We start from the raw sequence: 22830 nt of genomic DNA, 5'->3' as shown, positions 1-22830 counted from the left end.
GTTGGAAAATCGGCCAAATCGTTGAATCTGTGCGCGAACCCGCGTCAGACACAGTCCCAGAGGTCCCCGTATGACTGATCCCGTCCAATTGACAGCCGAACTGATCCGTTGCCCTTCGGTAACACCTTCAGAAGGCGGAGCGCTTGTCTTGCTTGAGACAGTGCTGTCGGATGCAGGTTTCGAATGCACGCGCGTCGATCGCGGCGGTATCAGCAACCTGTTCGCGCGTTGGGGGCCGAAAGGTCATGCGCGCAGTTTCGGATTCAATGGTCACACGGACGTCGTTCCTGTCGGCGACGAAGCTGCCTGGACTGCGCCGCCCTTCGGGGCCGAGGTGCGGGATGGTGTGATGTATGGGCGCGGCACCACCGATATGAAATCCGGAGTTGCGGCTTTTGCGGCTGCCGCAATGGATTTCGTGCGTGACACCCCGCCGGACGGGGCAATTGTCCTGACGATCACCGGTGATGAGGAAGGCGATGCGCTGGATGGCACCACCGCCCTGCTCGACTACATGGCCGGTGCGAATGAGCATATGTCCGTCTGCCTGGTGGGTGAACCGACATGCCCGAACAAGATGGGTGAGATGATGAAGATCGGCCGTCGGGGCTCGATGACTGCCTGGTTTACGATCACAGGCGTTCAGGGGCATTCGGCCTATCCGCATCGGGCCAAGAACCCTTTGCCGGCCATGGCCCGGCTGATGGATCGGTTGGCGAGTCACGAACTGGATCAGGGTACAGATCACTTCGATGCTTCCACGTTGGCAGTGGTCACTATCGACACTGGAAATACCGCAACCAACGTGATCCCGGCCCAGTGCGGCGGAACGGTGAATATTCGCTTCAATGACCTGCACTCTGGGGTCGGATTAAGTGGCTGGCTGAAGTTGGAAGCTGATCAGGTGGCTGCTCAGTACGGTGTTGAAATTGATTCTGAAATCAGGATTTCGGGCGAAAGTTTTTTGACCCCACCCGGACCATTGTCGGATCTGGTGGCCAAAGCGGTAGAGGCTGAAACAGGCGTAGCGCCCGAGCTTTCGACAACCGGCGGTACGTCGGATGCGCGTTTTATCAAGAACCACTGCCCGGTTGTTGAGTTCGGGTTAGTCGGGCGCACGATGCATCAGGTCGACGAGTGTGTTGAGGTGGCGCAGATTGAGCAGCTCAAAGCGATCTACTCCCGTATCCTGACGGATTATTTTGAATGAGTTTTGACATTGAAGTTACCCAGGACTTACCAACTTGTTTCGCTTTGCGGCATCAGGTCTTCGTTCTCGAGCAGGGGGTCCCTGTCTCGGAAGAACAGGACGCGCTGGACAGTTTCGCGATCCATCTTCTGGCGCGGGACGTTCAAGGGCCTGTGGGAACAGCACGTATTGTCTGTGGCGAGGGTGCGGCCAAGATCGGTCGCGTTTGCGTTCTGAGCCGAGTCCGGGGACAGGGGTTGGGCGCCGACCTGATACGCAAGGCTGTCGATATTGTCCGAGCCGACCCAGCGATCCATCAGGTAATACTCGGAGCACAGACACACGCCATCAGTTTTTATGAAAAACTCGGCTTTACCGCTTTGGGTCCGGTTTATCTGGACGCCGGGATTGAGCATCGCGACATGGTACAGGAATTGCCGTGACCCGTACATTGGTGATCATGGTGAAGGAACCTCATCCGGGTCGTGTGAAAACGCGCCTGGGGCGGGACATTGGAATGGTCGGTGCAGCATGGTGGTTCAGGCACCAGACCCGATTATTGATCCGAAGATTGCGTGATCCCCGCTGGCAGATCGTGTTGGCCGTCTCGCCCGATCACCAGGGTCTGACCAGCCGTGTCTGGCCTGCTGACCTGCCGCGCGCGGCGCAGGGGCGTGGCGACCTGGGGGATCGCATGGGGCGGATGCTGCGCGGGATGCCCAAAGGGCCGGTTTGCCTGATTGGTGCGGATATTCCGGGTATTTCGCGTGCACATATTGCCCGTGCATTTGGTGCGCTTGGGCGATCCCAGATGGTGTTCGGCCCCGCGCCGGATGGCGGCTATTGGCTGGTCGGTGCGCAGCGTTATGGCGCGCTGCCCGCAGGTCTGTTCCGCGATGTGCGCTGGTCGACAGAACATGCTTTGGGCGACACACTTGCCTCAATCCCAAACTGCCGTGTGACCCTGCTGGATCAGCTACGCGATGTGGATACGGCTGCTGATCTGAAACCCTGAGGTTTTTTGGTCATGACGCGGTCGCAAACGCGTGCTACGCCGGAAGCATGACTCGCATCCCCACCAAGCAGGAGGTCCTTGACTGGATCTCGGCGAACCCCACCCTGACCTCGAAACGCGACATCGCTAAAGCCTTTGGTATCAAGGGCGCGGATCGCATTGACCTCAAGCGCATCCTCAAAGAGCTTGAGGCCGAAGGACACCTTGAAAAACGCAAGCGCAGCTATCGCGATCCAGACCGTCTTCCACCTGTCAGTGTCTTGCAGGTGAAGGCCCCGAATGCCGATGGTGATCTGTTTGCCCGCCCACTGGAATGGCATGGCGAAGGCGTCGAGCCCATCGTTCTGATCATCGCGCGGGCCAGCGACCCGGCCCTGGGTGAGGGTGACCGCATTCTGGCCCGCCTGACCGTCGTGCACGAAGAAGATCACAATTACGAAGCCCGCCTGATCCGCCGAATCGGGACCAACCCGCGCAAGATTGTGGGCATATTCCGTAAAGGGGCCGAAGGGGGCAGAATCGTTCCTATCGACAAGGCAGGCCAGACTGAATGGCTGGTTGCCGATGGCGCGGTGCATGGTGCCAAAGACGGCGAATTGGTCGAGGCCGAACAGGCCGGGCCGAAAAATCGCATGGGCCTGCCGCGTGCGCGCATTGTTGAACGGTTGGGTGATCCGACCGCGCCCAAGGCTGTTTCGCTGATCGCGATCCACCAGCACGGTATCCCGGATGACTTTCCCGACAAGGTCATTGCAGAAGCAGACAATGCCAAACCCGTTGGCCTGAAGGGCCGCGAGGACCTGCGGGACATGCCGCTGCTGACCATCGACCCTTCGGATGCGCGCGATCGTGATGATGCCTGTTACGCGCACGCGGATGAAGACCCCAAGAACCCTGGTGGACATGTGATCTGGGTCGCTATCGCCGATGTTGCTGCTTATGTGCTGCCCGGCTCGGCCCTGGACCGCGAGGCGCGCAAGCGGGGCAATTCAAGTTATTTCCCTGACCGAGTGGTGCCGATGCTGCCTGATCGGCTGTCGGGTGATCTGTGTTCCCTGCATGAAGGCGTCCCGCGTGCCTGTGTCGCTGTGCGGATGCAGATTGACGCGAACGGTAACAAGATTGGTCATCGTTTTGTGCGGGGGTTGATGCGTTCGGTTGCGTCACTGAACTATGCCGAAGTGCAGGAGGCCATCGACGGCAACCCGAACGACCGCACTGGGCCATTGCTGGAGACGGTCTTGAAACCGCTTTATGCCGCCTATGCCGCGCTAAAGAAAGCGCGGGCTGTGCGACAGCCACTGGAACTGGACCTGCCCGAGCGTAAGATCGTGCTCAGCGAGACGGGTCATGTTGAAAGCGTGGCGTTCCGCGACCGGTTGGATGCGCATCGGTTGATCGAAGAGTTCATGATCCTCGCCAACGTCTCGGCTGCCGAGACACTGATCGCCAAGCGCCGTCCGCTGCTGTTTCGCGTGCACGAGGAACCCGCGCCCGAGAAGCTGGAAAGCCTGCGGGAAACGGCGCAGGCTGCCGGATTGAACCTTGCCAAGGGGCAGGTGCTGCAAACCCGACACCTGAATGCGCTGCTGAACGCCGCCGCCGGGACCGAGGATGCGGAACTGATCAACCTGACCACCCTGCGGTCGATGGCACAGGCCTATTACAACCCAGAAAACTTCGGCCATTTCGGGCTGGCGCTGCGGAACTACGCGCATTTCACCTCGCCGATCCGGCGCTATGCCGACCTGGTCGTGCATCGGGCGCTGATCTCAGCCCACGGTTGGGGCACGGACGGTTTGACCGAAGACGAGATTACCCGGCTCGAAGAAACGGCGACTCATATTTCAGATACCGAACGCCGATCCATGATGGCTGAACGGGACACGACTGACCGTTATCTGGCCGCGTATCTCAGCGAACGGGTTGGCAATGAGTTCACTGGCCGGATCAGCGGCATTGCCCGGTTTGGTGCATTTGTCAAAATGGACGAAACCGGCGCGGATGGCTTGGTTCCGGTGCGATCATTGGGGCGCGAGTTCTTCCATTTCGACCGCGAGGCCGGGACCCTTATGGGGGCGGACACGGGGCTGATTATCGCCATCGGCCAACGTGTCACCGTTCGACTGACCGAAGCGACACCTGTGACCGGCGGGTTGGAGCTGGAGCTGCTGTCCATCGATGACCAGGCCTTGCCGCGCGGACATGGGCCAAAAGGGCGATCATCCCGGCGCAAAGCGATCAGCACCAAGCGCAAGAAAGACAAGATCAAGCGCAAGGTCGAACGCAAGCGTCGTCAGAGGTGATAGGTCAACGCGCGGGCAATCAGCCATCCGTGGCGTGTTGGATCGATTTGTGCGGTGTCATCAAACAGAACGGCACGGTTCCCATCGATCCGGTCCTCGCCCGGAAAGGCGGATGTGAAATCGCTTATCAACCGGCTCTGACAGTGCACAAACAAGGCGAAACTTGCCGATTTGTGCGCGCCCAGCCGGATCGTTGACCCCTTGGGTGCAAGATAGGCGGGCTGACCCCAGCGCAGCTCCTCTTGCACCGTGGTGACGGCAGGCAGAGAGGCTGCCGTGTCAAACACAAGCTCCCGCAAGGCCAGAGCCCCCGCACGGGTTTGCGGGGGCAGGGCTTCAAAGGCCGAAGCGACCAAAGGGTTCTCAAAGGGTTTCATGCAATTGGTATCGCCTGTTCCAACCGGTCCACGTAGCTGTTCAGCAGGTTATCCTGTTTGATCCGGCGGGTCAGGGGGGTGTCCGCAGGTGTGGCGCGCATCGCGGCAAGCATTGGACCAACGCTCATGTCAGCCGATGTCGGACGGTCCCCAAGCAGGAAAGAGGATTGCCACAGATAGGCTGAGATCGCCTCGAGGTCACGTTCGATCCGGTCCAACCGTTCGGACAGCGAAAACCGCCCGATTCCCTGTGACGTAATCCCCTTCAGAACGGATTTCCGGATCGCATTGGATGCCGGTTTCCGGATCAACGCCGGAATTCCGGTAAAGAACGTATCGCGTAAGACTGGCCAGACTTCGTCATTGCCCCAACGATCCAGAACGATGTGAAAATACAGATGCTCTTCGGCCATGCGCACCAGTGCGCGGGACTGCGCCTTTTCGACATCTGTCAACCCTTTGTCGAAATCCGCGCCCTGCTGTTCCAACCATTCGCGGATCAGGTCACTGTCCGGAACCAGGCGTTCCGGCGTTCGCAAAACGGGCAGCTTCTGGTGGGGCATCTTGCGGGGGTCAAGCATATCCGAGCGTTGCCAAGTCTGACCGGACTGCTGAAGCATCAATGCTGTCTTGACGCAGAAGGGGCTGGCACTGAACAGGCCGAAGGCAGAGGGGAAGGTGAGAAGGGTCAGCATTATGAGGCTCCGTGTCATTGTGTGCTGACTGAGTATCGGGACCTAATGACAGTTTCTGTCATTAGGGGTAAGCTATTGTACATCATGTCCCGCACCGCCCGATTGTTCCAACTTATGCAAGCCCTGCGTTCTGGCCCTTCGCCCAGAACATCCGAACAGCTGGCGCAGGATTTGGGTGTTTCGTCCCGAACAATTCATCGGGATATTGATGCATTGCGCGGGCTGGGTGCCGTGATCGACGGCGAAGCGGGGTTTGGCTTTACCCTGATCGAGGACGCGACCCTGCCCCCATTGGGGTTCACTGATGATGAGCTTGAAGCGTTGGTTCTTGGCCTGCGCGAAGTTCAGGTGATTGGCGATCCGGCTTTGTCGGGCGCGGCGGGTACGGCCCTGCGGAAACTTCAGGGACGCTTGCCGCAACGCCAGTCCCATCGGCTCAGCCATGCGGTTCTGGCGGCTACGCGGTTCAACCGCCCGCCTGAACCCTCGATTGACGTGGCCACTCTCCGGCAGGCGACGTGGGATGAGCGCGCGGTCGAGTTTTTCTATACGGATGCGAAAGGCGATGCTACGCACAGGCGCGTCAACCCTTTGAGCATCGTCTATCTGGATCACTCGAACGTGTTGTTGGGCTGGTGCCACCTGCGACAGGATTTCCGCGTTTTCCGGTTGGATCGGTTGCAGGACATGTCAGTGACTGAACAAAGCTTCAGGCCGAACCGCGTGCCACTGCTGCGCGAGGCATTGGAACGCATTCGGGCAGAGCGTGCCGCGCAGGAGCGTGAGGCGAACGTCTGAGCACTTTGTGAATTTCCGATTTTGCGCTACCCTGTGGTCGAGCAGTAATCAGGAAAAAACGGAATGCGAAAATGCGTAGGCGGCGTCATGACCGTCGCATTGTGGGCATCCATAGTGCAGGCGGAAATAACAGAAAACTCCAGATGGGCAGACGGCGGGAAATCGCGCGATGTGCTGCAACTGGCTTCGGCGGATGTAACCGTTTCGATCCGCCCGGTCTCGCGCCCGTTGATTGAGGCCTTGCCCGTGGCTTCTGCGACAACGGCACGGTTTCAGTCCTGGCTTGGCGCCTTTCAGGGACGTGCGCGACGGCAGGGTATTTCGCAGGGAACACTGACTCAGGTGTTTTCGGGGATGAGCTATGACGAAGATGTCCTGGAACGGGATCGCAATCAGGCTGAGTTTTCGAAACCCATCTGGGAGTATCTTGAGACCGCAGTGTCGGAAACGCGCCTGTCGAACGGGCGTGCGGCCCTGCAGCGGCATCGGCAGGTGTTGAACCGGATCGAGGCTGAATACGGTGTCGAAAAAGAGGTGGTCGCTGCCATCTGGGGGCTTGAAACCTCGTTCGGGTCCTATCGCGGTAGCAGTCCAACGCTTCGTTCATTGGCAACGCTTGCCTTTGATGCGCGGAGGGCACAATTCTTTGAAACGCAGCTGGTCGCTGCTCTGCGGATCGTGCAGGCTGGCGATATCAGCGCCGGCAACATGCTTGGCAGTTGGGCGGGCGCAATGGGGCATACACAATTCATGCCCACGTCATATCTGGATCACGCGGTGGATTTTGACGGTGATGGCCGGCGGGACATCTGGTCGGATGACCCGACGGATGCGCTGGCTTCGGCGGCGTCTTATCTGGCGCGGCATGGTTGGACGAAAGGTCAGCCGTGGGGCGTGGAGGTTCGTCTGCCCGCCGATTTCGATTACGCCTCAGCCCGTCGTGATTTTACGCTGATGCCGTCTGAATGGGCCGCTCAGGGTGTTGTGGCGCGGGATGGTACCGTCGTGCCGGATCATGGGAAGGCCGCTATCCTGCTTCCGGCCGGAAGTCAGGGCGTTGCGCTGATGATTTTCGAAAATTTCAGCGTGATCGAGGCGTATAACGGGGCCGACGCCTATGTGATCGGCATCGGGCATCTGTCCGACCGGCTTGCAGGGGGCGCACCGTTTCAATCCGACTGGCCGCACGGCGACCGGGTGCTGAGCTTTGCCGAGAAAAAGGAACTTCAGACCCGTCTGACGGATGCGGGCTTTGACACAAAGGGTGTCGACGGGCGCACCGGGCCAAATACGATCAACGCCGTTCGGGCGTATCAACTGGCGCAGGGGCTGGTCCCGGACGGATACCCCACACCAAACCTGCTGGAGAGGTTGCGGTAAGAAAAGGCGGCCCGAATGGGCCGCCTAAAAAGACGCATAAATCGCTGAGTTAGGATGCAGCTTTCATCAACCCCTGCGCAATGATCTCGGCCTGAGCTTCGTCCAGCGACTTGTAGATCCGCACGAACATTTCGTCGATATCCGCAGGTGTCAGGATCAGCGGGGGTGAGATGATCATCCGGTCGCCAACATGGCGCATGATCAGGTTATTGGCAAAGCACCGATCACGGCAGATATAGCCGACCGTGCCGGGTTCGGATGCGAATTTGGCGCGGCTGGCTTTGTCCGGGGTCAGCGCGATGGATGCCATCATGCCAACGATCTTGGCTTCACCCACCAGCGGATGATCTGCCAGTGCCTCCCATTTCTCTTTCAGATAGGGGGCGGCAACGTCGCGCACATGCTCAACGATCTTCTCTTCTTCGAGGATGCGCAGGTTCTCCAATGCCACGGCGGCCGCGACCGGGTGGCCGGAATAGGTATAGCCGTGGTTAAATTCGGTACCGCCGATTACTTCGGCGATTTCGTCGTTCACGATGGACCCGCCGATGGGTGCATAACCCGAGCTAAGGCCCTTGGCGATGGTCATGATATGCGGCTTGATACCAACGGTTTGCGACCCGAACCAGTTGCCTGTCCGGCCAAATCCGCAGATGACCTCGTCAGCTATCAGCAGGATATCGTACTTGTCGCAGATACGCTGAATTTCCGGCCAGTATGTATCGGGCGCCACGATTACACCACCTGCGCCCTGAACCGGCTCGGCGATAAAGGCGGCGACCCTGTCTTCGCCCAACTCTTCAATCGCCTCTTCCAACTCGCGCGCGCGGGCCAGACCGAATTCTTCGGGGGACATGTCGCCGCCTTCGGCCCACCAGTTCGGTTGGTTGATGTGGTGGATATTCGGGATCGGAATGCCGCCCTGCGCGTGCATCCCGGCCATACCACCCAGCGAGGCCGAGCCCACGGATGAGCCGTGATAGGCGTTCTTGCGGCTGATGATGATGTTCTTGTCGGGCTGGCCTTTCTGGGCCCAGTAGGTGCGCACGAGGCGGATATTGGTATCGTTTGCCTCGGACCCGCCTGCTGCGAAAAAGACATGGTTCAGATCGCCCGGTGCCAGTTCGGCAATCTTGGCGGCCAACGCAATCGCCGGGACGTGGGTGGTTTTGAAGAAAGTGTTGTAATAGGGCAGCTCGCGCATCTGGCGCGCGGCAACATCGGCCAACTCATTACGCCCGTACCCGATATTGACGCACCACAGACCCGCCATCGCGTCCAGAATTTCCTCACCTTCGCTGTCGGTCAGATAAACACCATTGGCACGTGTGATCACGCGCGCCCCTTCCTTCCCCAGCGCACCATTGGCCGAGAAGGGGTGAATGTGATGCGCCGCATCCAGCGCCTGCAACTCGGCGGTCGGCATATGGTTGGTGATGGTAGACATCGGAGAATCTCCTACAAGAACGCAGTTGCGGATCACAATATGATCAAATTTTTTCCTGTCAATCGAATCAGGCTGAATCAGACGGACGTCAATGCTTCTGCCATCAGGTCCATACCTTGTTCGATGTCTTGGGCGGTTGCCTTTGCGGTCATTTCAGCGTCACCCACGCGCAAAGCGGCAATAATGTCCTTGTGGCGATCCGGAAGGCTCTGAGTGCCGAAGCGCCCGCAGACAACACGCAAAGAAGGGCCAAACCGCAACCAAAGTCTTTCGGCCAGGTCACTGAGGATCGGCGCGTTTGCATAAGAATACAGCGTTTCGTGAAAAGCTTGGTTCAAACGCAGATAGCCACCGACATCGCCATCAGCGATCATGCGATCCAAATGCCTGTCCAAACGTTCCAGATGATCAATGTCCTGTGTTTTCAGGTTGGCGGTTGCACGTCTTGAAAGCTCTGATTCTATTGAAATTCTGGCGAAGATCATCTCTTCGATATCGTTGGAGTTCAGCAGCGGTACACTGACGCGCCGATTGCCCTGGAAAACCAACCCTCCATCCGAGATCAACCGGCGAATCGCTTCGCGGACCGGGGTCATGCCAACACCCAGCGAATCAGTCAGACCCTGGATTGTGACGGGCTGACCTGGGACCAGTTCACCGAACAGGATCTGTGATCTGAGCGTTTGATAAACCTGCTCATGTGCGGGCTGTTTCCCTTTGTCGAATGTCGACGCAGATGCCTTATTTTTGATCAAATCCAATTGGTTCTTCCCATTTCGACTAAGCCTGACTTGTCAGGTGACAGGCCACGTGAAACCATACGCTGGATCGAGGGAAAACGCAAAACTTGATCAAATCCAAAAAAACGGGAAAATACCCGTACACTTGCAGGGAGAAGAATATGACAATCAAAACGCTGACCATGACAGCGGTCGTCGCATTGGGGACTTCGGCGGCATTCGCCGAAGAGGTGCGTGTTTACAACTGGTCCGACTACATCGACGAAGAACTGCTGAGCAAGTTCGAAGCAGAAACAGGTCTGACCCTGATCTATGACGTGTTTGACAGCAACGAGGTTCTGGAAACCAAAATGCTGGCTGGTGGCTCGGGCTATGATGTGGTGGTGCCGTCAGGTACATTCCTTCAGCGCCAGATCCAGGCTGGTGCGTTTCAGCAGCTGGACCAAAGCAAGCTTTCGAACGCCGGAAACCTTTGGGATGTAATCGAAGAGCGAACCGCCGGTTATGACCCGGACAACGCGTATTCGATCAACTACATGTGGGGAACAACCGGGATCGGCGTGAATGTCGGTAAGGTCAAAGAGGTTCTGGGCGACGACATTGCCCTGAACAGCATGGACCTGGTTTTGAAACCCGAGAACATGGAGAAGCTGGCCACATGCGGTGTGCATTTCCTGGATGCCCCGGCCGAGATCATTCCCATGGTGCTGCAATACCTTGGAGAAAACCCTGACAGCCACGACGCGGACGTGATCGGCAAGACCGAAGCGGTTCTGACAGCAGTCCGCCCGCATATCCAGAAATTCCACAGCTCGGAATATATCAATGCACTGGCAAATGGCGACATCTGCGTTGCTGTTGGCTGGTCGGGTGACATCCTTCAGGCACGCGACCGCGCCGCTGAAGCAGATAACGGAGTGGAGATCGAATACCACCCCTTCGCCGAAGGGTCGCTGATGTGGTTCGACCAGATGGCAATTCCTGTCGATGCTCCAAATCCCGAAGGCGCGCACACGTTCCTTAACTTCATTCTGGACGCCAACAACATGGCGGCGGCATCGAACTATGTGTATTACGCCAACGGCAACAAAGCGTCTCAGGAATTTCTGGAAGAGGACGTGATCGGCGATCCGGCCATCTACCCGGATGATGCCACGATGCAAAACCTGTACATCACGACACCTTATCCGGCGAAAACGCAGCGGGTCGTGACGCGTCTGTGGACCAAGGTCAAATCGGGCACCTGATCCGAATTGCACCGGCAGGGCGGCTCCGCCGCCTTGCCTCTCTTTCCAGCTATTCGAACGAGGGCCGTAGTGAATTCTGACGTCTTTGCGCCATGGGATGACCCGCAGGCAAAACCCTTGATCCAGTTCCGAAACGTGACCAAGCGTTTTGGTGAATTTACTGCCATCGACAACCTGTCTCTGGATATTTTCGAGCGAGAGTTCTTTGCCCTGCTTGGTCCGTCGGGATGTGGCAAAACGACGATGATGCGGATGCTGGCCGGGTTCGAAACACCGACCGAAGGCCAAATCCTGCTTGGGGGGAAGGATATCGACCCGATCCCGCCCAACAAGCGGGCCGTAAACATGATGTTCCAGTCCTATGCCCTTTTTCCGCATCTCAGCGTCTGGGAAAACATCGCCTTTGGCCTGCGCCGGGACAGAATGCCCAAACACGATCTGGAAGACCGTGTCGAAGAGATGCTCCGCCTGACCCGGCTGGAAAAGTTCGCCCGCCGCAAACCGCATCAGATTTCAGGCGGGCAGAGACAGCGTGTGGCGCTGGCGCGCTCGCTTGCCAAGGCACCCAAGCTTTTGCTGCTGGATGAACCGCTGGGCGCGCTGGACAAGAAATTGCGCCAGGACACCCAATTCGAACTGATGGATATTCAGGAAAAAACCGGCACCACATTCGTGATCGTTACGCACGACCAGGAAGAGGCCATGACAGTCGCCAGCCGTGTGGCGGTGATGGATCAGGGCCAGCTTATGCAGGTTGCCACTCCGGACCGGATTTATGAGAATCCTGCCTCGGTCTATGTCGCTGATTTCATCGGGGACGTGAACATCATTGAAGGGCGCGCGACATCTGTCGGAGAGGATACCTATCAGGTAGACTGGGCCGAAGGACATGCGCCGCTGACCGCTGGGTCAGCAAAAAACTTTGAAAACGGTCAGTTGTGTCATCTGGCGATCCGCCCCGAGAAAGTGACGATCTCTGCCGAACGGCCCGCCGATGCGGTCAACGCCGTGCAGGGCAAGGTTCACGACATAGCCTATCTGGGCAATCTGTCCACTTATCACGTTGAACTTGCAAACGGCACAATCATCAAGGCACAGACGGCCAACACCCGCCGCATCTCGCGCCGTTCATTCACCTGGGAAGACCCGGTCTGGCTGTCCTGGACGGCCACGGCTGCGGTTCTGCTGGCCGACTGATGCGCCGCGCTGTTCTGATCGCCATACCTTATGTCTGGCTGTTGGCGCTGTTCATGGTGCCATTCTTCATCGTTCTGAAGATTTCGCTGTCGGATACCGCGCTTGCGATCCCGCCCTATACACCGACACTGGATTTTTCAGCTGGTTGGTCGGGGATCAAAGAGTTCTTCAGCCAGCTTGATCTTGAAAACTTCGTCTGGCTGACCGAGGACGACCTGTACTGGAAAGCGTACCTGTCCAGCGTCAAGATCGCTTTGATCTCAACCTTTCTGACTTTGCTGGTTGGCTATCCCATCGCCTATGGCATGGCCCGCGCGCCCGAGGAATGGCGGCCAACGCTGATGATGCTGGTGATCCTGCCTTTCTGGACGTCATTCCTGATCCGGGTCTATGCGTGGATGGGCATTCTGTCGAATGAAGGGTACCTTAACCAACTGCTTCTGTGGACGGGCATCATTTCGACGCCTTTGACGATCCTGAACACCTCGACCGCTGTCTATATCGGTATTGTTTACACCTATCTCCCGTTCATGATCCTGCCGATTTATTCGTCATTGGAACGCATGGATGGTTCGCTGATCGAGGCGGCCGAGGATTTGGGCTGCTCGAGGGCACAAGCCTTCTGGCTGGTCACCATTCCACTGTCCAGACCGGGCATCATCGCAGGTTGTTTTCTGGTGATGATCCCCGTGATCGGTGAGTTTGTGATCCCGTCACTATTGGGTGGGTCCGGCACGTTGATGATCGGCAAGGTGTTGTGGGAAGAATTTTTCTCGAACCGAGACTGGCCCGTGGCAAGTGCTGTCGCGATCGTGCTGTTGCTTATTCTGGTCGTTCCCATCGTGCTGTTCCAGCGCAACCAGCAGAAACAGGCGGAGGCTGACGGATGAACAGATTAAGCTGGTTCAACACGGTTTCGCTGACGCTGGGTTTTGCGTTCCTGTATATTCCGATGATCATCCTGATCATCTTCAGCTTTAATGAAAGCAAGCTGGTCACGGTCTGGGCCGGGTTTTCGACCAAATGGTATGGCGAACTGGTTCAGAACGAGGCATTTCTGGATGCTGCATGGGTCACGGTCCGGGTTGCGGTGTTTTCCTCGACACTGGCAACGATTCTGGGGACTACGGCCGCTTATGTGCTGGTTCGGGGCAAGCGGTTCTTTGGCCGGACATTGTTTTCCGGCATGATCTATGCACCGCTTGTGATGCCCGAGGTGATCACCGGCCTGTCCCTGCTGTTGCTGTTTATCGGGATCGGGCTGGACCGGGGTATCCTGACCATCGTTCTGGCCCACACGACCTTTTCGATGTGTTTTGTGTCGGTCGTCGTCTCGTCACGGCTTGTGACATTCGACAAGTCGCTGGAAGAAGCCGCTTTGGATCTGGGTTGTTCACCCGCGCAGGCCTTTGGTCTGGTCACCCTGCCGATCATCGCGCCTGCGGTAATCTCGGGCTGGCTGCTGGCTTTCACATTGTCGCTGGATGATCTGGTTATCGCGTCGTTCACATCGGGTCCGTCGGCGACGACCCTGCCGATCAAGATCTTTTCGGCCGTGCGGCTGGGCGTCAGCCCCGAGATAAACGCGCTGTCGACGATTATGATCGCGGTCGTGACGGTTGGGGTGATTACGGCCTCACTTGTGACCAAAAGCGCGATGATGCGTCAACGGCAGGACGAGCAGGCCGCTGCGCGCACCGAATGAAACGGATATTTCCCGAGTACACCTATGGCGCGGGGCCTCGTGGTGGATGCTGGTGGGACGAAACCGTTTCCAGCCCGAGCTGGCCGGAATTTTCCGGCGACCTGAAGGTTGATGTTGCTATCGTCGGTGGCGGCTTTACAGGGGTCTCAGCGGCTTTGCATCTGGCCGAAAACGCGACCTCGGTAGCTGTGTTCGAGGCAGGCCCACCGGGGTGGGGCGCATCAGGTCGCAATGGCGGTTTCTGCTGTCTTGGTGGATCGAAGCTAGGGCAAAAGTCTATGGTGCGCCGCTATGGCCGCGAAGCGGCGCAAGCCTATGAGACGGCTGAACAGGATGCGGTCCAGCTGGTTGCTGATCTGCTGGCGCGGCATCGGATAGATGCGGATACGCATTCCAGTGGTGAGACCCAACTGGCCCACTCGCGACATGCGATGGATGTCCTGCGCCGACACGCGGACGAGACCGGCATTCTGCACCAAGCTGCTGATTTGCCAGCGCTTGGTATGGGTGGTGCATTCTTCGGAGGGTATACTCTGCCGGTCGGCTTTGGGCTCAATCCCCGGAAATACCTGTTCGGACTGGCCAGCGCTGCGGCAGCTTCGGGTGTGAATTTCTTTCAGAACAGCCCCGTTCTGAACATTGAAAAAACGACGTCCGGCTTCAGGCTGCAAACAAGCGCGGGGCAGGTTAACGCACAGGTCGTGCTGATTTGTACCAACGGGTATTCCAGCGAAGACATCCCTGATTGGATGTCCGGACGCTACTTGCCTGCGCAATCGACGGTGATGGTAACACGCCCGCTTAGCCAGGCAGAACTATCGGCGCAGGGCTGGAACTCGGACCAGATATGTTACGACACGCGTAATCTTCTGCACTATTTTCGCCTAATGCCGGATGGGCGCTTTTTGTTCGGAATGAGAGGCGGCTTGTTGTCGTCGCCCCGGTCCGAGGCCGCGATCCGGGCAAAGGTTCAACAGGATTTCAAACGCATGTTCCGGGCCTGGGCGTCGGTTGAGGCGACTCATATCTGGTCGGGGATGGTGTGCCTTTCGCGAAGCCTGATGCCTTATGTCGGTGCCGTACCCAAGCAGCCAGGCATGTTTGCCGGATTTGCGTATCATGGCAACGGCGTCGCTATGGGTACTTACAGCGGGCGCGCATTGGCGCGGCTGGCTTTGGGCCAGGATGCCCGTTTGCCAGCCCCGATGAAGCAAACGCCTGAACGGTTTCCGTTGGGTCGCTGGCGTCGCGTATTGATGCCACCGGCATACGCCCTGTTTGCGCTTTCCGACCTCAGGTAAACTCAATCGGTTTCAGGGTTTCGATTTCCAGTTTCAACCCTTCGGAATAGTCGGGTGCACCGTTTTCCGCGCGCCACAGGCAATAAGCGGCCATGCGCCAAGCATACCATGGCTTGAGCCGTTGATAGCGGGCAACAATTTCGGGTCTGCGATAGGCGGACAGAAACTGTACTTCTTCCGCGTTCGACAAAGGTGAGCACCGGTACAACCTTTGCATCGCCGGGGACAGAAACATCGCAAGGTCTTCGCACGGGTCGCCAAAGGCTGGGCATTGCCAGTCGATCAAGGTCAGGCCGCGGGATGCAACCAGAATATTTCCAGCGACCGGGTCGCCATGGATCAGGCAAGTCTTGGTCGTGGGGGGGACGGATACCGAAGGTTGCAGTTTTGCCAGTTCGTTTCGGGTTTCTGACCTGCACCCTTGCAGAATTCTGCATCCATGGGCCATCAGGTCCGCGCTGCCGTTGCACCCCACAGGCGCTGGAATAGTGTTGGGCAGCGAATGCAGCCTGCGCAGCAGGTCACCAACTTTGTCCGAGCCATTCTGCCAAGGTGTTCCGGGTGCGTGGTCGTAAAACACCCAATGCGCGTCTTTGTATTGCCCTGCGGCGCGTAGCCTGGGCACAAAACCGGTCGGACCAAACGCCTTGAGGCAGAGGGCTTCCAGCTTGGCATCATTTCGAAACAAGGGGTTGCGTAAGGTCGGGCTGTAGAGCTTCAGCACTTTGTCGCCGTTGTCCCCTAGCACTTTCCAAACCCTGTTGGTCCGACCGCCATACAGGATTTCGAACTGCGCATACATGTTGACCAACCCCAAAGTGCTGAGGTGTTCAACCAGATCATGAGGGGGGACAGGCAGGTCGGGCAGAGGTCTTTTCACTTCTTCTGGCGAGTCGAGTTGCCAACCTTTGGCCCGTCCTGCCCGACAGATCAAGCGCCCGTTCGAACCGCAGTGACCAGATCTGCGGAAATCACTTGACCACCTTGCAGGGTCAGCAGAACAGCATCCTCTCCCACCTGCGCTTCGACGACGCGGTTATAGGCAGCGACCGGATTCTCGGAAATCAGCCGGTCATTCTTGTAGCTTTCCAGCGTCGCGGTGTAGTTGCCAGCAGCCATCGGATCGCCTGAGGAACTCACACCTGCCCAAGCAAACTCCGTCGCTGTTGTGGGAACAGAAACCGTGTCGACGACTGTGCCTTCATGATCACGGATCACCAGTTTGGTTGCGTCCGCGTCAGGGTCCGCGTGCGAGAACAAGGTTACCGGCTGGCCGTTGAAGTGGAACCCCGATGCAGATCGGACGTCCATTCCAACCCAGCTTGCAAGGTCGTTCAGATTGACACTGCCAAGCGTGCTGGTCAGGGCGGAAAGCAGGTCATTGGTTTGAACCTGTTGCTCAACCATCGAAAACTGCGCAAGTTGCGATGCGTATTCGGTTGAATCCATCGGCTCCAGCGGGTCCTGATTCTGGGCTTGCGCGGTCAGCATCAGCAGAAACGTTTCGAAATCCGAGGTGATCGCAGAACTCCGGGACGGACCGGCAGTTTGCTGAGAGGTGGCAGCCTGTACGGCGGTGACGGGTGTGATCATCTTTCAATATCTCATATCGATGCCCCTGACCGGGGCAAGAGTTTGTGGATGCGGCTCGGCTTGCGCGAGGTGTACGTACTGAACCGGTTCGGATTCCGGTGCGGCCTGAGCATCGAATTCATCTGCCCACTGATCCCGTGCACCTGAATCCGACGGAGTCCCCAGATCGATGTTCAGGTTTTCATAGCCCAGTTTCTGAAACTCCTCCGTAAGAACGGACAGGTGGCGGCGCATAAGCTCCATCGTGTCCGGGCGTTCGGTGGCGATTGTCATCTGCAGCCCGTCATACCGACCGTTCAGCACAATGGATACGCGCCCCAATTCTTCAGGGCTGAGCGAGATTTCCATGATACCGGTTCCCGGTCGGGTCTGAATCGTTGCCGCCAATTGCCCAGCTATGGCACGGGCAATTTCAGCACGGGCGGACGGAGAAGGCATCGCCGAGTGTTGTGCCACCTCGCGGGGGGCTTGCTGAACGGGTTCGTCTAAGGCGATGGGCACAGAGTCAACCTCCTGTGCCGGTGCCGCCTGTTCCGCTTCGATTGAGTTGAGGATCAGTTGAAGCTGTGCAACGGGTGTCGCGCGGTTTGGACTTGTCGGATTGGGCGTGGCAGCGACTTCTGCTGTCTCGGGCGCCACCTTTGTGCTTTCAACGAGGGGTTCGGCTTTCAACCCGGCTGTCTGGTCCTTTGATCGGGTTGGCTGGCTCAGCACAGGCAAAGCCTCTGAGGGTTTTGGGGCTGGCGTGACCTGGGTCGAAGCGGTGTGAACCTGCCCTTCGGTTGGTTGCCCGGCCACAAAGGGTTGAATGTCGGTCTGACGGGGCAAACCCGTTGACGCAACGGTTTGTTCCGGTTCTGTCGCGCCTGTCGCAGGGATGTCCGCTGCGGCAGAAAAAAACGGCGCGGGACGCACCGAATCCGCCCCAGGCGTTTCATATGTCCCGGCCATTTCGGCCTGCGGTGAAATGTTATCTGCCAACTCTGGTGCCCAAGGTGAAATCGCCTCGACAGATGCTTCATCCGTGTTTGGCAGAACGGCCTCAACCTCAATCTCGGCAGTTTCGTCGGTGGTTTCGATAGAAGCATCCAAAAGCGTACTGTCAGTGGCGGGACTTGTTTCGTTTCCCTGTTCAAGGATGTCCTCGAAACTGCTCGCCCCGTCATCCCGACCCGGTTCTTTGGCGGGCGAATTGGGTCTCGCAATTGCTGTTGGCGCTGCGGCCGCCAGCGTTAGTGGGTTGGGCATTTTGCTCTGGCTCCGTGTAATTGATCAGAACTCTGCCCGCAGGAAGTTACGTTTATTTTAACCGCTTTCACCTTTGATCGAGAAAGTTCAAAGCATTTTCGGAGAAAACCATGCAAGTCTCAGCAACTCCCCAGGTGGCTCAAACGCCCTTGGCCCAGACCCGACTGAAAGACGCGGCCATCGAGTTGGAGGCCGCATTCCTGAGCGAAATGATGAAGTCGGCCGGATTGGGCAAGACGCGCCAGTCCTTTGGAGGAGGGGCCGGTGAAGACCAGTTCTCTTCGTTTCTTGTTCAGCATCAGGCACGCGAACTGGCCCGCGCTGGTGGGGTGGGTTTGTCAGAAATTCTGCTGAAATCTCTGATGGAGAAAACCGATGACGTCTGAGGTCGACATGGCACTGATCAAATCTCTGGAAGAAGTTCTGGATCTGGAGCGTGCGGCGCTTATCCAGGGCGATCTGGATCGACTGACGCATATGGTGCCGGAAAAAGAAAAACTGATCGGCGCGATCAACGACCTTCAGGTGCTTGACAGTGATGCATTGGTTCGAGTGCAGCAGAAAGTCGAACGCAATCAGGCATTGCTGAACAGTGCCGCCGACGGGATTCGGGCCGTCGCCAGCCGCATGGCTGAACTGCGACGGGTTCGGCAGGAATTCAGCACGTACGGCGCGGATGGGCAACGAAGTGAGTTTTCCGTTCGAAATACGGCAAAGCTGGAAAAACGCGCATAGGCCTGGGTTTGATTCAAATCTGAAACACCTGGTCCGGGCGTTTTAGCACTCCGTTAGGGGATCGGGCTCAAGAGTGATGCTGCACCTGGAAACATCAGGTGGCGCGAACAGCCACGCGGCGCGTCGCACAAGTCAGAAAGACACCAATGCCCGCAGATACAGCGGGGTGAACATGGGCGAAAATGGCCCGAAGGTAAAAGGAAAAGGCAATGTCCAGCATTCTGACAAACAATGGCGCGATGGTTGCGCTGCAAACTCTCAAGTCGGTCAACAAGAACCTGGCAATGACCCAGAACGCGATCTCGACCGGTAAGGACGTCGCGACTGCCAAGGATAACTCGGCGGTTTGGGCGATCTCGAAGGTGATGGAATCCGACGTCAAGGGCTTCAACGCGATCAAAGACAGCCTCGCGCTGGGCGAATCGACTGTTGCGGTTGCGCGAAATGCGTCTGAAACAGTCACCGACCTGTTGACACAGATGAAAAGCAAGATCGTCGCGGCGCAGGAAGACAACGTTGACCGCGGTAAGATCAATGACGATGTGACTGCACTGAAGGATCAGATCGCATCGGTTGTCAGCGCGGCCCAGTTCAACGGTCTGAACCTTGTCGATGGCTCGACCGGCTCTGCATCGATCCTCGCATCGCTGGATCGTGACAACACCGGGGCGGTGACTGCGTCGTCAATCTCAGTCTCGGGGCAGAACCTGTCGACCGGTGGATATGTCACCAAACAGGTTTTCGATGGCTCTACCGGCGCATCGACCGGCAATGACCGCGTGGGGGCAACCATTGACAATGGTGCGACGGCTGCGACGGCGTTGGTTACCGATGAATCCAGTGGCGCTTTCGCGGCGGGAGACAAGGTTGTGGTCGCCATTAACGATCAGGTTGTTTCCTATACCGTTTCCGCGGAAGATGCTGCTGCGACGACGACCGGTGACCTTGTTGCTGTCGGATTGAAATCGAAGATCGAAGAGCTGGGAATTACCGGCCTGACCGTCGATTACGACTCCGGCACTGCGGGTACGTTGTCGGTTACAAACGGCACAGGATCTGACATCTCGTTCTCGGCTCAGTTCGTGAATGCGGGTGCCGGTGGTCTGGGTGCGCTGGCAGGTATTGATGTGTCGACAGGTGCGGGGGCAACCGCTGCGTTGGCGGCTGTCGAATCGCTTATCGATACTTCGATTGATGCCTCGGCCGCCTTTGGCTCGGCACAGGGTCGGATCGAGACCCAGAAAGAGTTCATTTCGAATCTCTCTGACTCGTTCAAATCCGGTATCGGCGCGCTGGTCGACGCTGACATGGAAGAAACCTCGGCGCGTTTGCAGGCTCTGCAAGTGCAGCAGCAGTTGGCAACACAATCGCTTTCGATCGCCAACCAGGCACCGCAGTCGATCCTGTCGCTGTTCCGCTAATACGCAACGCGGTCCGGGGCGCGGTTTTCGCGCCCCGGTCGTGACCACCTGACGACGGCTTTTTGGAAGGATTTCAAGTGACCCCGCAAACCCTCGCTCAATACACCTATGCGCAAGCCGCCGCGCCGACGCGAACGCCCCGTGATACTGAATATGAGGCAATTTCCAGGATTACACGGCGTCTCAAGGCGGCTACAGCGCGCAAGGCAACGGATTTCTCAGCGTTTGTTCAGGCCGTGCACGAAAACCGCCGGTTATGGGGCGTGTTGGCGACGGGTGTCGCGGATTCGGCAAACGCGTTGCCAAACGATATTCGCGCCAGGATCTTTTACCTTGCCGAGTTTACGGAACTGCACAGCAGCCGCATTTTGGCGGATGGCGCGTCGATCGAACCATTGCTTGAAATAAACACGGCGATTTTGCGCGGATTGCGCCAGATGAGGGCAACCTGATGAGCGGGCTGGTTCTGAAACTCGCCCCGAAGGAAAGGGTGCTGATCAATGGTGTTGTGATTGAAAACGGCGACCGCCGTGGCCGGTTTTCGATCATGACGCCGCAGGCCAATGTCCTGCGGTTGCGCGATGCGATACACCCGGATGAAGTAAATACTCCGGTGCGCCGTGTCTGCTATGCCGCACAGCTTGTTCTGTCCGGAGACATGGATCCGGCTCGGGCACGTCAACATCTGTTGCGCAGCGTCGAAGAGCTGAGCCAGGTTTTTACAGATACAGACAGCCGCCGTGTATTGTCCGAGGTGACAGATGCGTTGGTGGCCGAGCAATATTATAAATGCCTCAAATCACTTCGCTCGCTTCTTCCGCGCGAAGAACGGTTGATGGCCTATCAGCAATGAGCTTTCAACCTGTCATTCCGACTGGCGGAATCGTTGGCTGGCGGTTTCTGCAACGTACTTATCAAGGTCAGTTTCAAAGTTTCTCGTCTTCGGCAGTGAATGAGAGGGAGACAAGGTATTTCCTGGACAACATCGGGAAAGTGAAGACCGCCGAACAGTTGGTTTCGGACCGCAGATTGTTGCAGGTCGCTTTGGGTGCATTTGGGCTGGAAGGGGATGTGGATAACCGGTTCTTTATCCGGAAAATCCTGGAGGATGGAACACGGGCGGATGACGCTTTGTCCAATCGTTTGGCGGATAAACGGTACCGGGAATTTTCAGATGCTTTCGGGTTTGGGCCAGGGGCTGTTCGAAAAACGGTGCTGGTAACCAATATGGAAAAGATAGCTCAGGCCAATCTGTCTGCGCGGTTTGAGATTGCGGTCGGACAGTCGGATGAAACGATGCGCATTTCGCTCTATGCCCAGCGCGAGCTGTCTGACCTGGCGAAAAGTGGAAACAGTACAGACACGAAATGGTTCGATCTAATGGGATTGCCACCACTGCGCAAAATGATGGAAACGGCGCTTGGGCTGCCGCAGTCATTCGCCCAACTGGATATCGACAAACAATTGGTCGAGTTTAAAAGTCGGCTTTTCCGCCTTACCGGATCGGATGATTTGGCACAGTTTTCGGACCAGAAGGCGGTGGAGAACCTGACCGACGCCTATCTGGCCAGAAGTCAAATCGCGGGCCTTCAGAGTACGATATCGCCAGCGCAGACCGCTTTAATCTTGCTTGGGGCTGTGTGATTAGAAGACGCGGGGCAAAAGCCTGGGCCGCAATCTAGTATCCTAGGTCTCACATTTGGTCTGCATAAACCAAAAGTTAACCGTTCAAAATCTCGTCGGCTGTGGTGTGCAAAGCGTAGCATACAACGGGTCGAGACACGTTGTGCAGGTTGACCGCGCCTAACGGTATAGCGTTAGAACAGGCAGGCTCGATATCTTCGGATACGACTATGCGATGCCCTTCGGTTTTCCCATATTCGCCCAAGCGCGCAGCAATGTTAGCTGCTTGTCCAATAACCGTAAAATCAAGACGTTCACGAGAGCCCACATTGCCATATGTGACACGCCCATAAGCCACGCCAATCGAACAGTCGCAATGTATGTCGGTACCTGCTTTGCGCAATTCTCCCAACGTTTCGACGATTTTGATTGCCGAGCGCTGGGCGTTAGCCCGGGCCGCGCTGGCGTTTTCATCGGTTGCCGGGAAAACTGCCAAAACAGCGTCACCAATAAATTTCAGAACTTCGCCTTCGTTTTCGTGAACGATACCCGAGACGGTTTCAAAGAACTCATTCAAAACACTGATATATGCGCCCCGCCCCAGTTTCTCTTCTAGGCTTGTCGAGTTGCGGAGGTCACAGAACATGATTGCAGCGTCGATTTCATCCCCGTCACCGCGCCGGATCTCGCCCCCCAATACGCGTGCGCCAGAGCGTTTTCCAACATATGTTTCCAGCAAAACCTGCGCATTCTCGCGTTGCATGAACACTTCGTAAAAGCGGGCGATCACCGAGGAGCATTCGAACACTAGGC

The 22830-nt window shown here is 57.4% G+C and carries 25 protein-coding genes; 17 read left to right on the top strand and 8 right to left on the bottom strand.

All coding sequences use genetic code 11. The features are described 5' to 3' along the window. Positions 1-70: 70 nt before the first annotated feature. Genes dapE through rnr form a run of 4 tightly spaced genes read left to right on the top strand, consistent with a single transcriptional unit; the run spans position 71 to position 4510 of the window. Positions 71-1210, top strand: coding sequence for a succinyl-diaminopimelate desuccinylase (gene dapE, locus AC2FND_RS00885; RefSeq protein ID WP_496767365.1), 1140 nt, complete (start codon positions 71-73; stop codon positions 1208-1210). After that, a complete protein-coding gene (locus AC2FND_RS00880; protein ID WP_496767363.1) occupies positions 1207-1632 on the top strand; it encodes a GNAT family N-acetyltransferase in 426 nt (141 codons plus the stop codon). Before dapE ends, AC2FND_RS00880 begins: the two co-directional genes overlap by 4 nt. Next, a complete protein-coding gene (locus AC2FND_RS00875; RefSeq protein ID WP_496767361.1) occupies positions 1629-2204 on the top strand; it encodes a TIGR04282 family arsenosugar biosynthesis glycosyltransferase in 576 nt (191 codons plus the stop codon). Before AC2FND_RS00880 ends, AC2FND_RS00875 begins: the two co-directional genes overlap by 4 nt. A 47-nt stretch (positions 2205-2251) precedes the next feature. Then, positions 2252-4510, top strand: a complete 2259-nt coding sequence (rnr, locus tag AC2FND_RS00870) for a ribonuclease R (protein ID WP_496767360.1) — start codon at positions 2252-2254, stop codon at positions 4508-4510. On the opposite strand, the gene AC2FND_RS00865 is transcribed toward rnr, so the two are convergent. Together AC2FND_RS00865 and AC2FND_RS00860 are read right to left on the bottom strand one after the other, a co-directional pair. Beyond that, complete coding sequence (locus tag AC2FND_RS00865) at positions 4501-4887, bottom strand: DUF1801 domain-containing protein (RefSeq protein ID WP_496767359.1); 387 nt, start codon at positions 4885-4887, stop codon at positions 4501-4503. The genes rnr and AC2FND_RS00865 overlap by 10 nt on opposite strands. Continuing rightward, positions 4884-5582 carry a glutathione S-transferase family protein gene (locus tag AC2FND_RS00860; protein WP_480900485.1) on the bottom strand — a complete coding sequence of 233 codons (699 nt, stop codon included), beginning with the start codon at positions 5580-5582 and terminating at the stop codon, positions 4884-4886. Before AC2FND_RS00860 ends, AC2FND_RS00865 begins: the two co-directional genes overlap by 4 nt. An 84-nt stretch (positions 5583-5666) precedes the next feature. On the opposite strand from AC2FND_RS00860, the gene AC2FND_RS00855 reads away from it, so the two are divergent. Together AC2FND_RS00855 and AC2FND_RS00850 are read left to right on the top strand one after the other, a co-directional pair. Beyond that, positions 5667-6380, top strand: coding sequence for a helix-turn-helix transcriptional regulator (locus AC2FND_RS00855; RefSeq protein WP_209505022.1), 714 nt, complete (start codon positions 5667-5669; stop codon positions 6378-6380). Positions 6381-6467: 87 nt separating this feature from the next. Then, positions 6468-7760, top strand: a complete 1293-nt coding sequence (locus tag AC2FND_RS00850; protein ID WP_496767356.1) for a lytic murein transglycosylase — start codon at positions 6468-6470, stop codon at positions 7758-7760. Between the two features lie 49 nt (positions 7761-7809). Here the strand turns inward: AC2FND_RS00850 and AC2FND_RS00845 are convergent, their stop codons facing one another. Both AC2FND_RS00845 and AC2FND_RS00840 read right to left on the bottom strand, forming a co-directional pair. Beyond that, positions 7810-9207, bottom strand: coding sequence for an aspartate aminotransferase family protein (locus AC2FND_RS00845; protein ID WP_209505020.1), 1398 nt, complete (start codon positions 9205-9207; stop codon positions 7810-7812). Positions 9208-9284: 77 nt separating this feature from the next. Then, the gene (locus AC2FND_RS00840; protein ID WP_496767355.1) at positions 9285-9968 is read right to left on the bottom strand and encodes a GntR family transcriptional regulator; all 684 of its coding nucleotides are present in this window, start codon (positions 9966-9968) and stop codon (positions 9285-9287) included. A gap of 140 nt (positions 9969-10108) precedes the next feature. Here AC2FND_RS00840 and AC2FND_RS00835 point away from each other — a divergent pair, with 140 nt between their 5' ends. The 5 genes from AC2FND_RS00835 to AC2FND_RS00815 all read left to right on the top strand — a co-directional run bounded on the left by AC2FND_RS00835 (position 10109) and on the right by AC2FND_RS00815 (position 15397). Beyond that, entirely contained in the window at positions 10109-11194 is a 1086-nt protein-coding gene (locus AC2FND_RS00835) for a polyamine ABC transporter substrate-binding protein (RefSeq protein ID WP_496767353.1), read from the top strand. A 69-nt stretch (positions 11195-11263) separates the two neighbouring features. Further along, positions 11264-12391, top strand: a complete 1128-nt coding sequence (locus tag AC2FND_RS00830) for an ABC transporter ATP-binding protein (protein ID WP_496767351.1) — start codon at positions 11264-11266, stop codon at positions 12389-12391. Then, positions 12391-13281 (top strand): ABC transporter permease subunit, encoded by an 891-nt coding sequence (locus AC2FND_RS00825; protein WP_496767349.1) that lies wholly within the window; start codon positions 12391-12393, stop codon positions 13279-13281. The genes AC2FND_RS00830 and AC2FND_RS00825 overlap by 1 nt, the downstream gene beginning before the upstream one ends. Next, entirely contained in the window at positions 13278-14096 is an 819-nt protein-coding gene (locus tag AC2FND_RS00820) for an ABC transporter permease (RefSeq protein WP_496767347.1), read from the top strand. Before AC2FND_RS00825 ends, AC2FND_RS00820 begins: the two co-directional genes overlap by 4 nt. Next, on the top strand, positions 14093-15397 hold the full coding sequence (locus AC2FND_RS00815; RefSeq protein WP_496767345.1) for an NAD(P)/FAD-dependent oxidoreductase: 1305 nt from the start codon (positions 14093-14095) through the stop codon (positions 15395-15397). Before AC2FND_RS00820 ends, AC2FND_RS00815 begins: the two co-directional genes overlap by 4 nt. On the opposite strand, the gene AC2FND_RS00810 is transcribed toward AC2FND_RS00815, so the two are convergent. The 3 genes from AC2FND_RS00810 to AC2FND_RS00800 are packed head-to-tail and all read right to left on the bottom strand — an operon-like array spanning position 15390 to position 18238. Further along, entirely contained in the window at positions 15390-16277 is an 888-nt protein-coding gene (locus AC2FND_RS00810) for a phosphotransferase (RefSeq protein WP_496767343.1), read from the bottom strand. The genes AC2FND_RS00815 and AC2FND_RS00810 overlap by 8 nt on opposite strands. Positions 16278-16327: 50 nt before the next feature. After that, a complete protein-coding gene (locus AC2FND_RS00805) occupies positions 16328-16990 on the bottom strand; it encodes a flagellar hook capping FlgD N-terminal domain-containing protein (RefSeq protein WP_496767341.1) in 663 nt (220 codons plus the stop codon). Between the two features lie 3 nt (positions 16991-16993). Further along, on the bottom strand, positions 16994-18238 hold the full coding sequence (locus AC2FND_RS00800; protein ID WP_496767339.1) for a flagellar hook-length control protein FliK: 1245 nt from the start codon (positions 18236-18238) through the stop codon (positions 16994-16996). Between the two features lie 110 nt (positions 18239-18348). On the opposite strand from AC2FND_RS00800, the gene AC2FND_RS00795 reads away from it, so the two are divergent. The 6 genes from AC2FND_RS00795 to AC2FND_RS00770 all read left to right on the top strand — a co-directional run bounded on the left by AC2FND_RS00795 (position 18349) and on the right by AC2FND_RS00770 (position 22038). Further along, the gene (locus tag AC2FND_RS00795; protein WP_209598373.1) at positions 18349-18624 is read left to right on the top strand and encodes a rod-binding protein; all 276 of its coding nucleotides are present in this window, start codon (positions 18349-18351) and stop codon (positions 18622-18624) included. Continuing rightward, on the top strand, positions 18614-18973 hold the full coding sequence (locus tag AC2FND_RS00790) for a flagellar biosynthesis protein FlgN (protein ID WP_209598372.1): 360 nt from the start codon (positions 18614-18616) through the stop codon (positions 18971-18973). Before AC2FND_RS00795 ends, AC2FND_RS00790 begins: the two co-directional genes overlap by 11 nt. Before the next feature lie 209 nt (positions 18974-19182). Then, a complete protein-coding gene (locus AC2FND_RS00785; RefSeq protein WP_209505009.1) occupies positions 19183-20394 on the top strand; it encodes a flagellin N-terminal helical domain-containing protein in 1212 nt (403 codons plus the stop codon). Positions 20395-20471: 77 nt separating this feature from the next. Then, on the top strand, positions 20472-20846 hold the full coding sequence (gene flaF / locus AC2FND_RS00780) for a flagellar biosynthesis regulator FlaF (protein WP_267366590.1): 375 nt from the start codon (positions 20472-20474) through the stop codon (positions 20844-20846). Next, positions 20846-21247, top strand: coding sequence for a flagellar biosynthesis repressor FlbT (flbT, locus tag AC2FND_RS00775; RefSeq protein ID WP_480871141.1), 402 nt, complete (start codon positions 20846-20848; stop codon positions 21245-21247). Before flaF ends, flbT begins: the two co-directional genes overlap by 1 nt. Continuing rightward, entirely contained in the window at positions 21244-22038 is a 795-nt protein-coding gene (locus AC2FND_RS00770) for a DUF1217 domain-containing protein (protein ID WP_496767338.1), read from the top strand. Before flbT ends, AC2FND_RS00770 begins: the two co-directional genes overlap by 4 nt. Before the next feature lie 76 nt (positions 22039-22114). On the opposite strand, the gene AC2FND_RS00765 is transcribed toward AC2FND_RS00770, so the two are convergent. After that, a partial coding sequence (locus tag AC2FND_RS00765; RefSeq protein ID WP_496767337.1) for an adenylate/guanylate cyclase domain-containing protein occupies positions 22115-22830 on the bottom strand: 716 nt, incomplete at its 5' end.

Source organism: Ruegeria sp. BHSB056, from assembly GCF_059613305.1.
The sequence above is the reverse complement of the archived record's forward strand: the minus strand, read 5'-3'. Positions and strand labels throughout refer to the sequence as shown.

What these genes read in the sequence shown, in the direction of transcription:
- AC2FND_RS00845 (WP_209505020.1), bottom strand. Translation starts at nt 9,207, where the DNA reads ATGTCTACCATCACCAACCATATGCCGACCGCCGAGTTGCAGGCGCTG.
- AC2FND_RS00795 (WP_209598373.1), top strand. Translation starts at nt 18,349, where the DNA reads ATGCAAGTCTCAGCAACTCCCCAGGTGGCTCAAACGCCCTTGGCCCAG.
- rnr (WP_496767360.1), top strand. Translation starts at nt 2,252, where the DNA reads ATGACTCGCATCCCCACCAAGCAGGAGGTCCTTGACTGGATCTCGGCG.
- AC2FND_RS00805 (WP_496767341.1), bottom strand. Translation starts at nt 16,990, where the DNA reads ATGATCACACCCGTCACCGCCGTACAGGCTGCCACCTCTCAGCAAACT.
- AC2FND_RS00855 (WP_209505022.1), top strand. Translation starts at nt 5,667, where the DNA reads ATGTCCCGCACCGCCCGATTGTTCCAACTTATGCAAGCCCTGCGTTCT.
- AC2FND_RS00865 (WP_496767359.1), bottom strand. Translation starts at nt 4,887, where the DNA reads ATGAAACCCTTTGAGAACCCTTTGGTCGCTTCGGCCTTTGAAGCCCTG.
- AC2FND_RS00880 (WP_496767363.1), top strand. Translation starts at nt 1,207, where the DNA reads ATGAGTTTTGACATTGAAGTTACCCAGGACTTACCAACTTGTTTCGCT.
- flbT (WP_480871141.1), top strand. Translation starts at nt 20,846, where the DNA reads ATGAGCGGGCTGGTTCTGAAACTCGCCCCGAAGGAAAGGGTGCTGATC.
- AC2FND_RS00825 (WP_496767349.1), top strand. Translation starts at nt 12,391, where the DNA reads ATGCGCCGCGCTGTTCTGATCGCCATACCTTATGTCTGGCTGTTGGCG.
- AC2FND_RS00800 (WP_496767339.1), bottom strand. Translation starts at nt 18,238, where the DNA reads ATGCCCAACCCACTAACGCTGGCGGCCGCAGCGCCAACAGCAATTGCG.
- AC2FND_RS00860 (WP_480900485.1), bottom strand. Translation starts at nt 5,582, where the DNA reads ATGCTGACCCTTCTCACCTTCCCCTCTGCCTTCGGCCTGTTCAGTGCC.
- AC2FND_RS00850 (WP_496767356.1), top strand. Translation starts at nt 6,468, where the DNA reads ATGACCGTCGCATTGTGGGCATCCATAGTGCAGGCGGAAATAACAGAA.
- AC2FND_RS00835 (WP_496767353.1), top strand. Translation starts at nt 10,109, where the DNA reads ATGACAATCAAAACGCTGACCATGACAGCGGTCGTCGCATTGGGGACT.
- AC2FND_RS00820 (WP_496767347.1), top strand. Translation starts at nt 13,278, where the DNA reads ATGAACAGATTAAGCTGGTTCAACACGGTTTCGCTGACGCTGGGTTTT.
- AC2FND_RS00770 (WP_496767338.1), top strand. Translation starts at nt 21,244, where the DNA reads ATGAGCTTTCAACCTGTCATTCCGACTGGCGGAATCGTTGGCTGGCGG.
- AC2FND_RS00790 (WP_209598372.1), top strand. Translation starts at nt 18,614, where the DNA reads ATGACGTCTGAGGTCGACATGGCACTGATCAAATCTCTGGAAGAAGTT.
- AC2FND_RS00815 (WP_496767345.1), top strand. Translation starts at nt 14,093, where the DNA reads ATGAAACGGATATTTCCCGAGTACACCTATGGCGCGGGGCCTCGTGGT.
- dapE (WP_496767365.1), top strand. Translation starts at nt 71, where the DNA reads ATGACTGATCCCGTCCAATTGACAGCCGAACTGATCCGTTGCCCTTCG.
- AC2FND_RS00785 (WP_209505009.1), top strand. Translation starts at nt 19,183, where the DNA reads ATGTCCAGCATTCTGACAAACAATGGCGCGATGGTTGCGCTGCAAACT.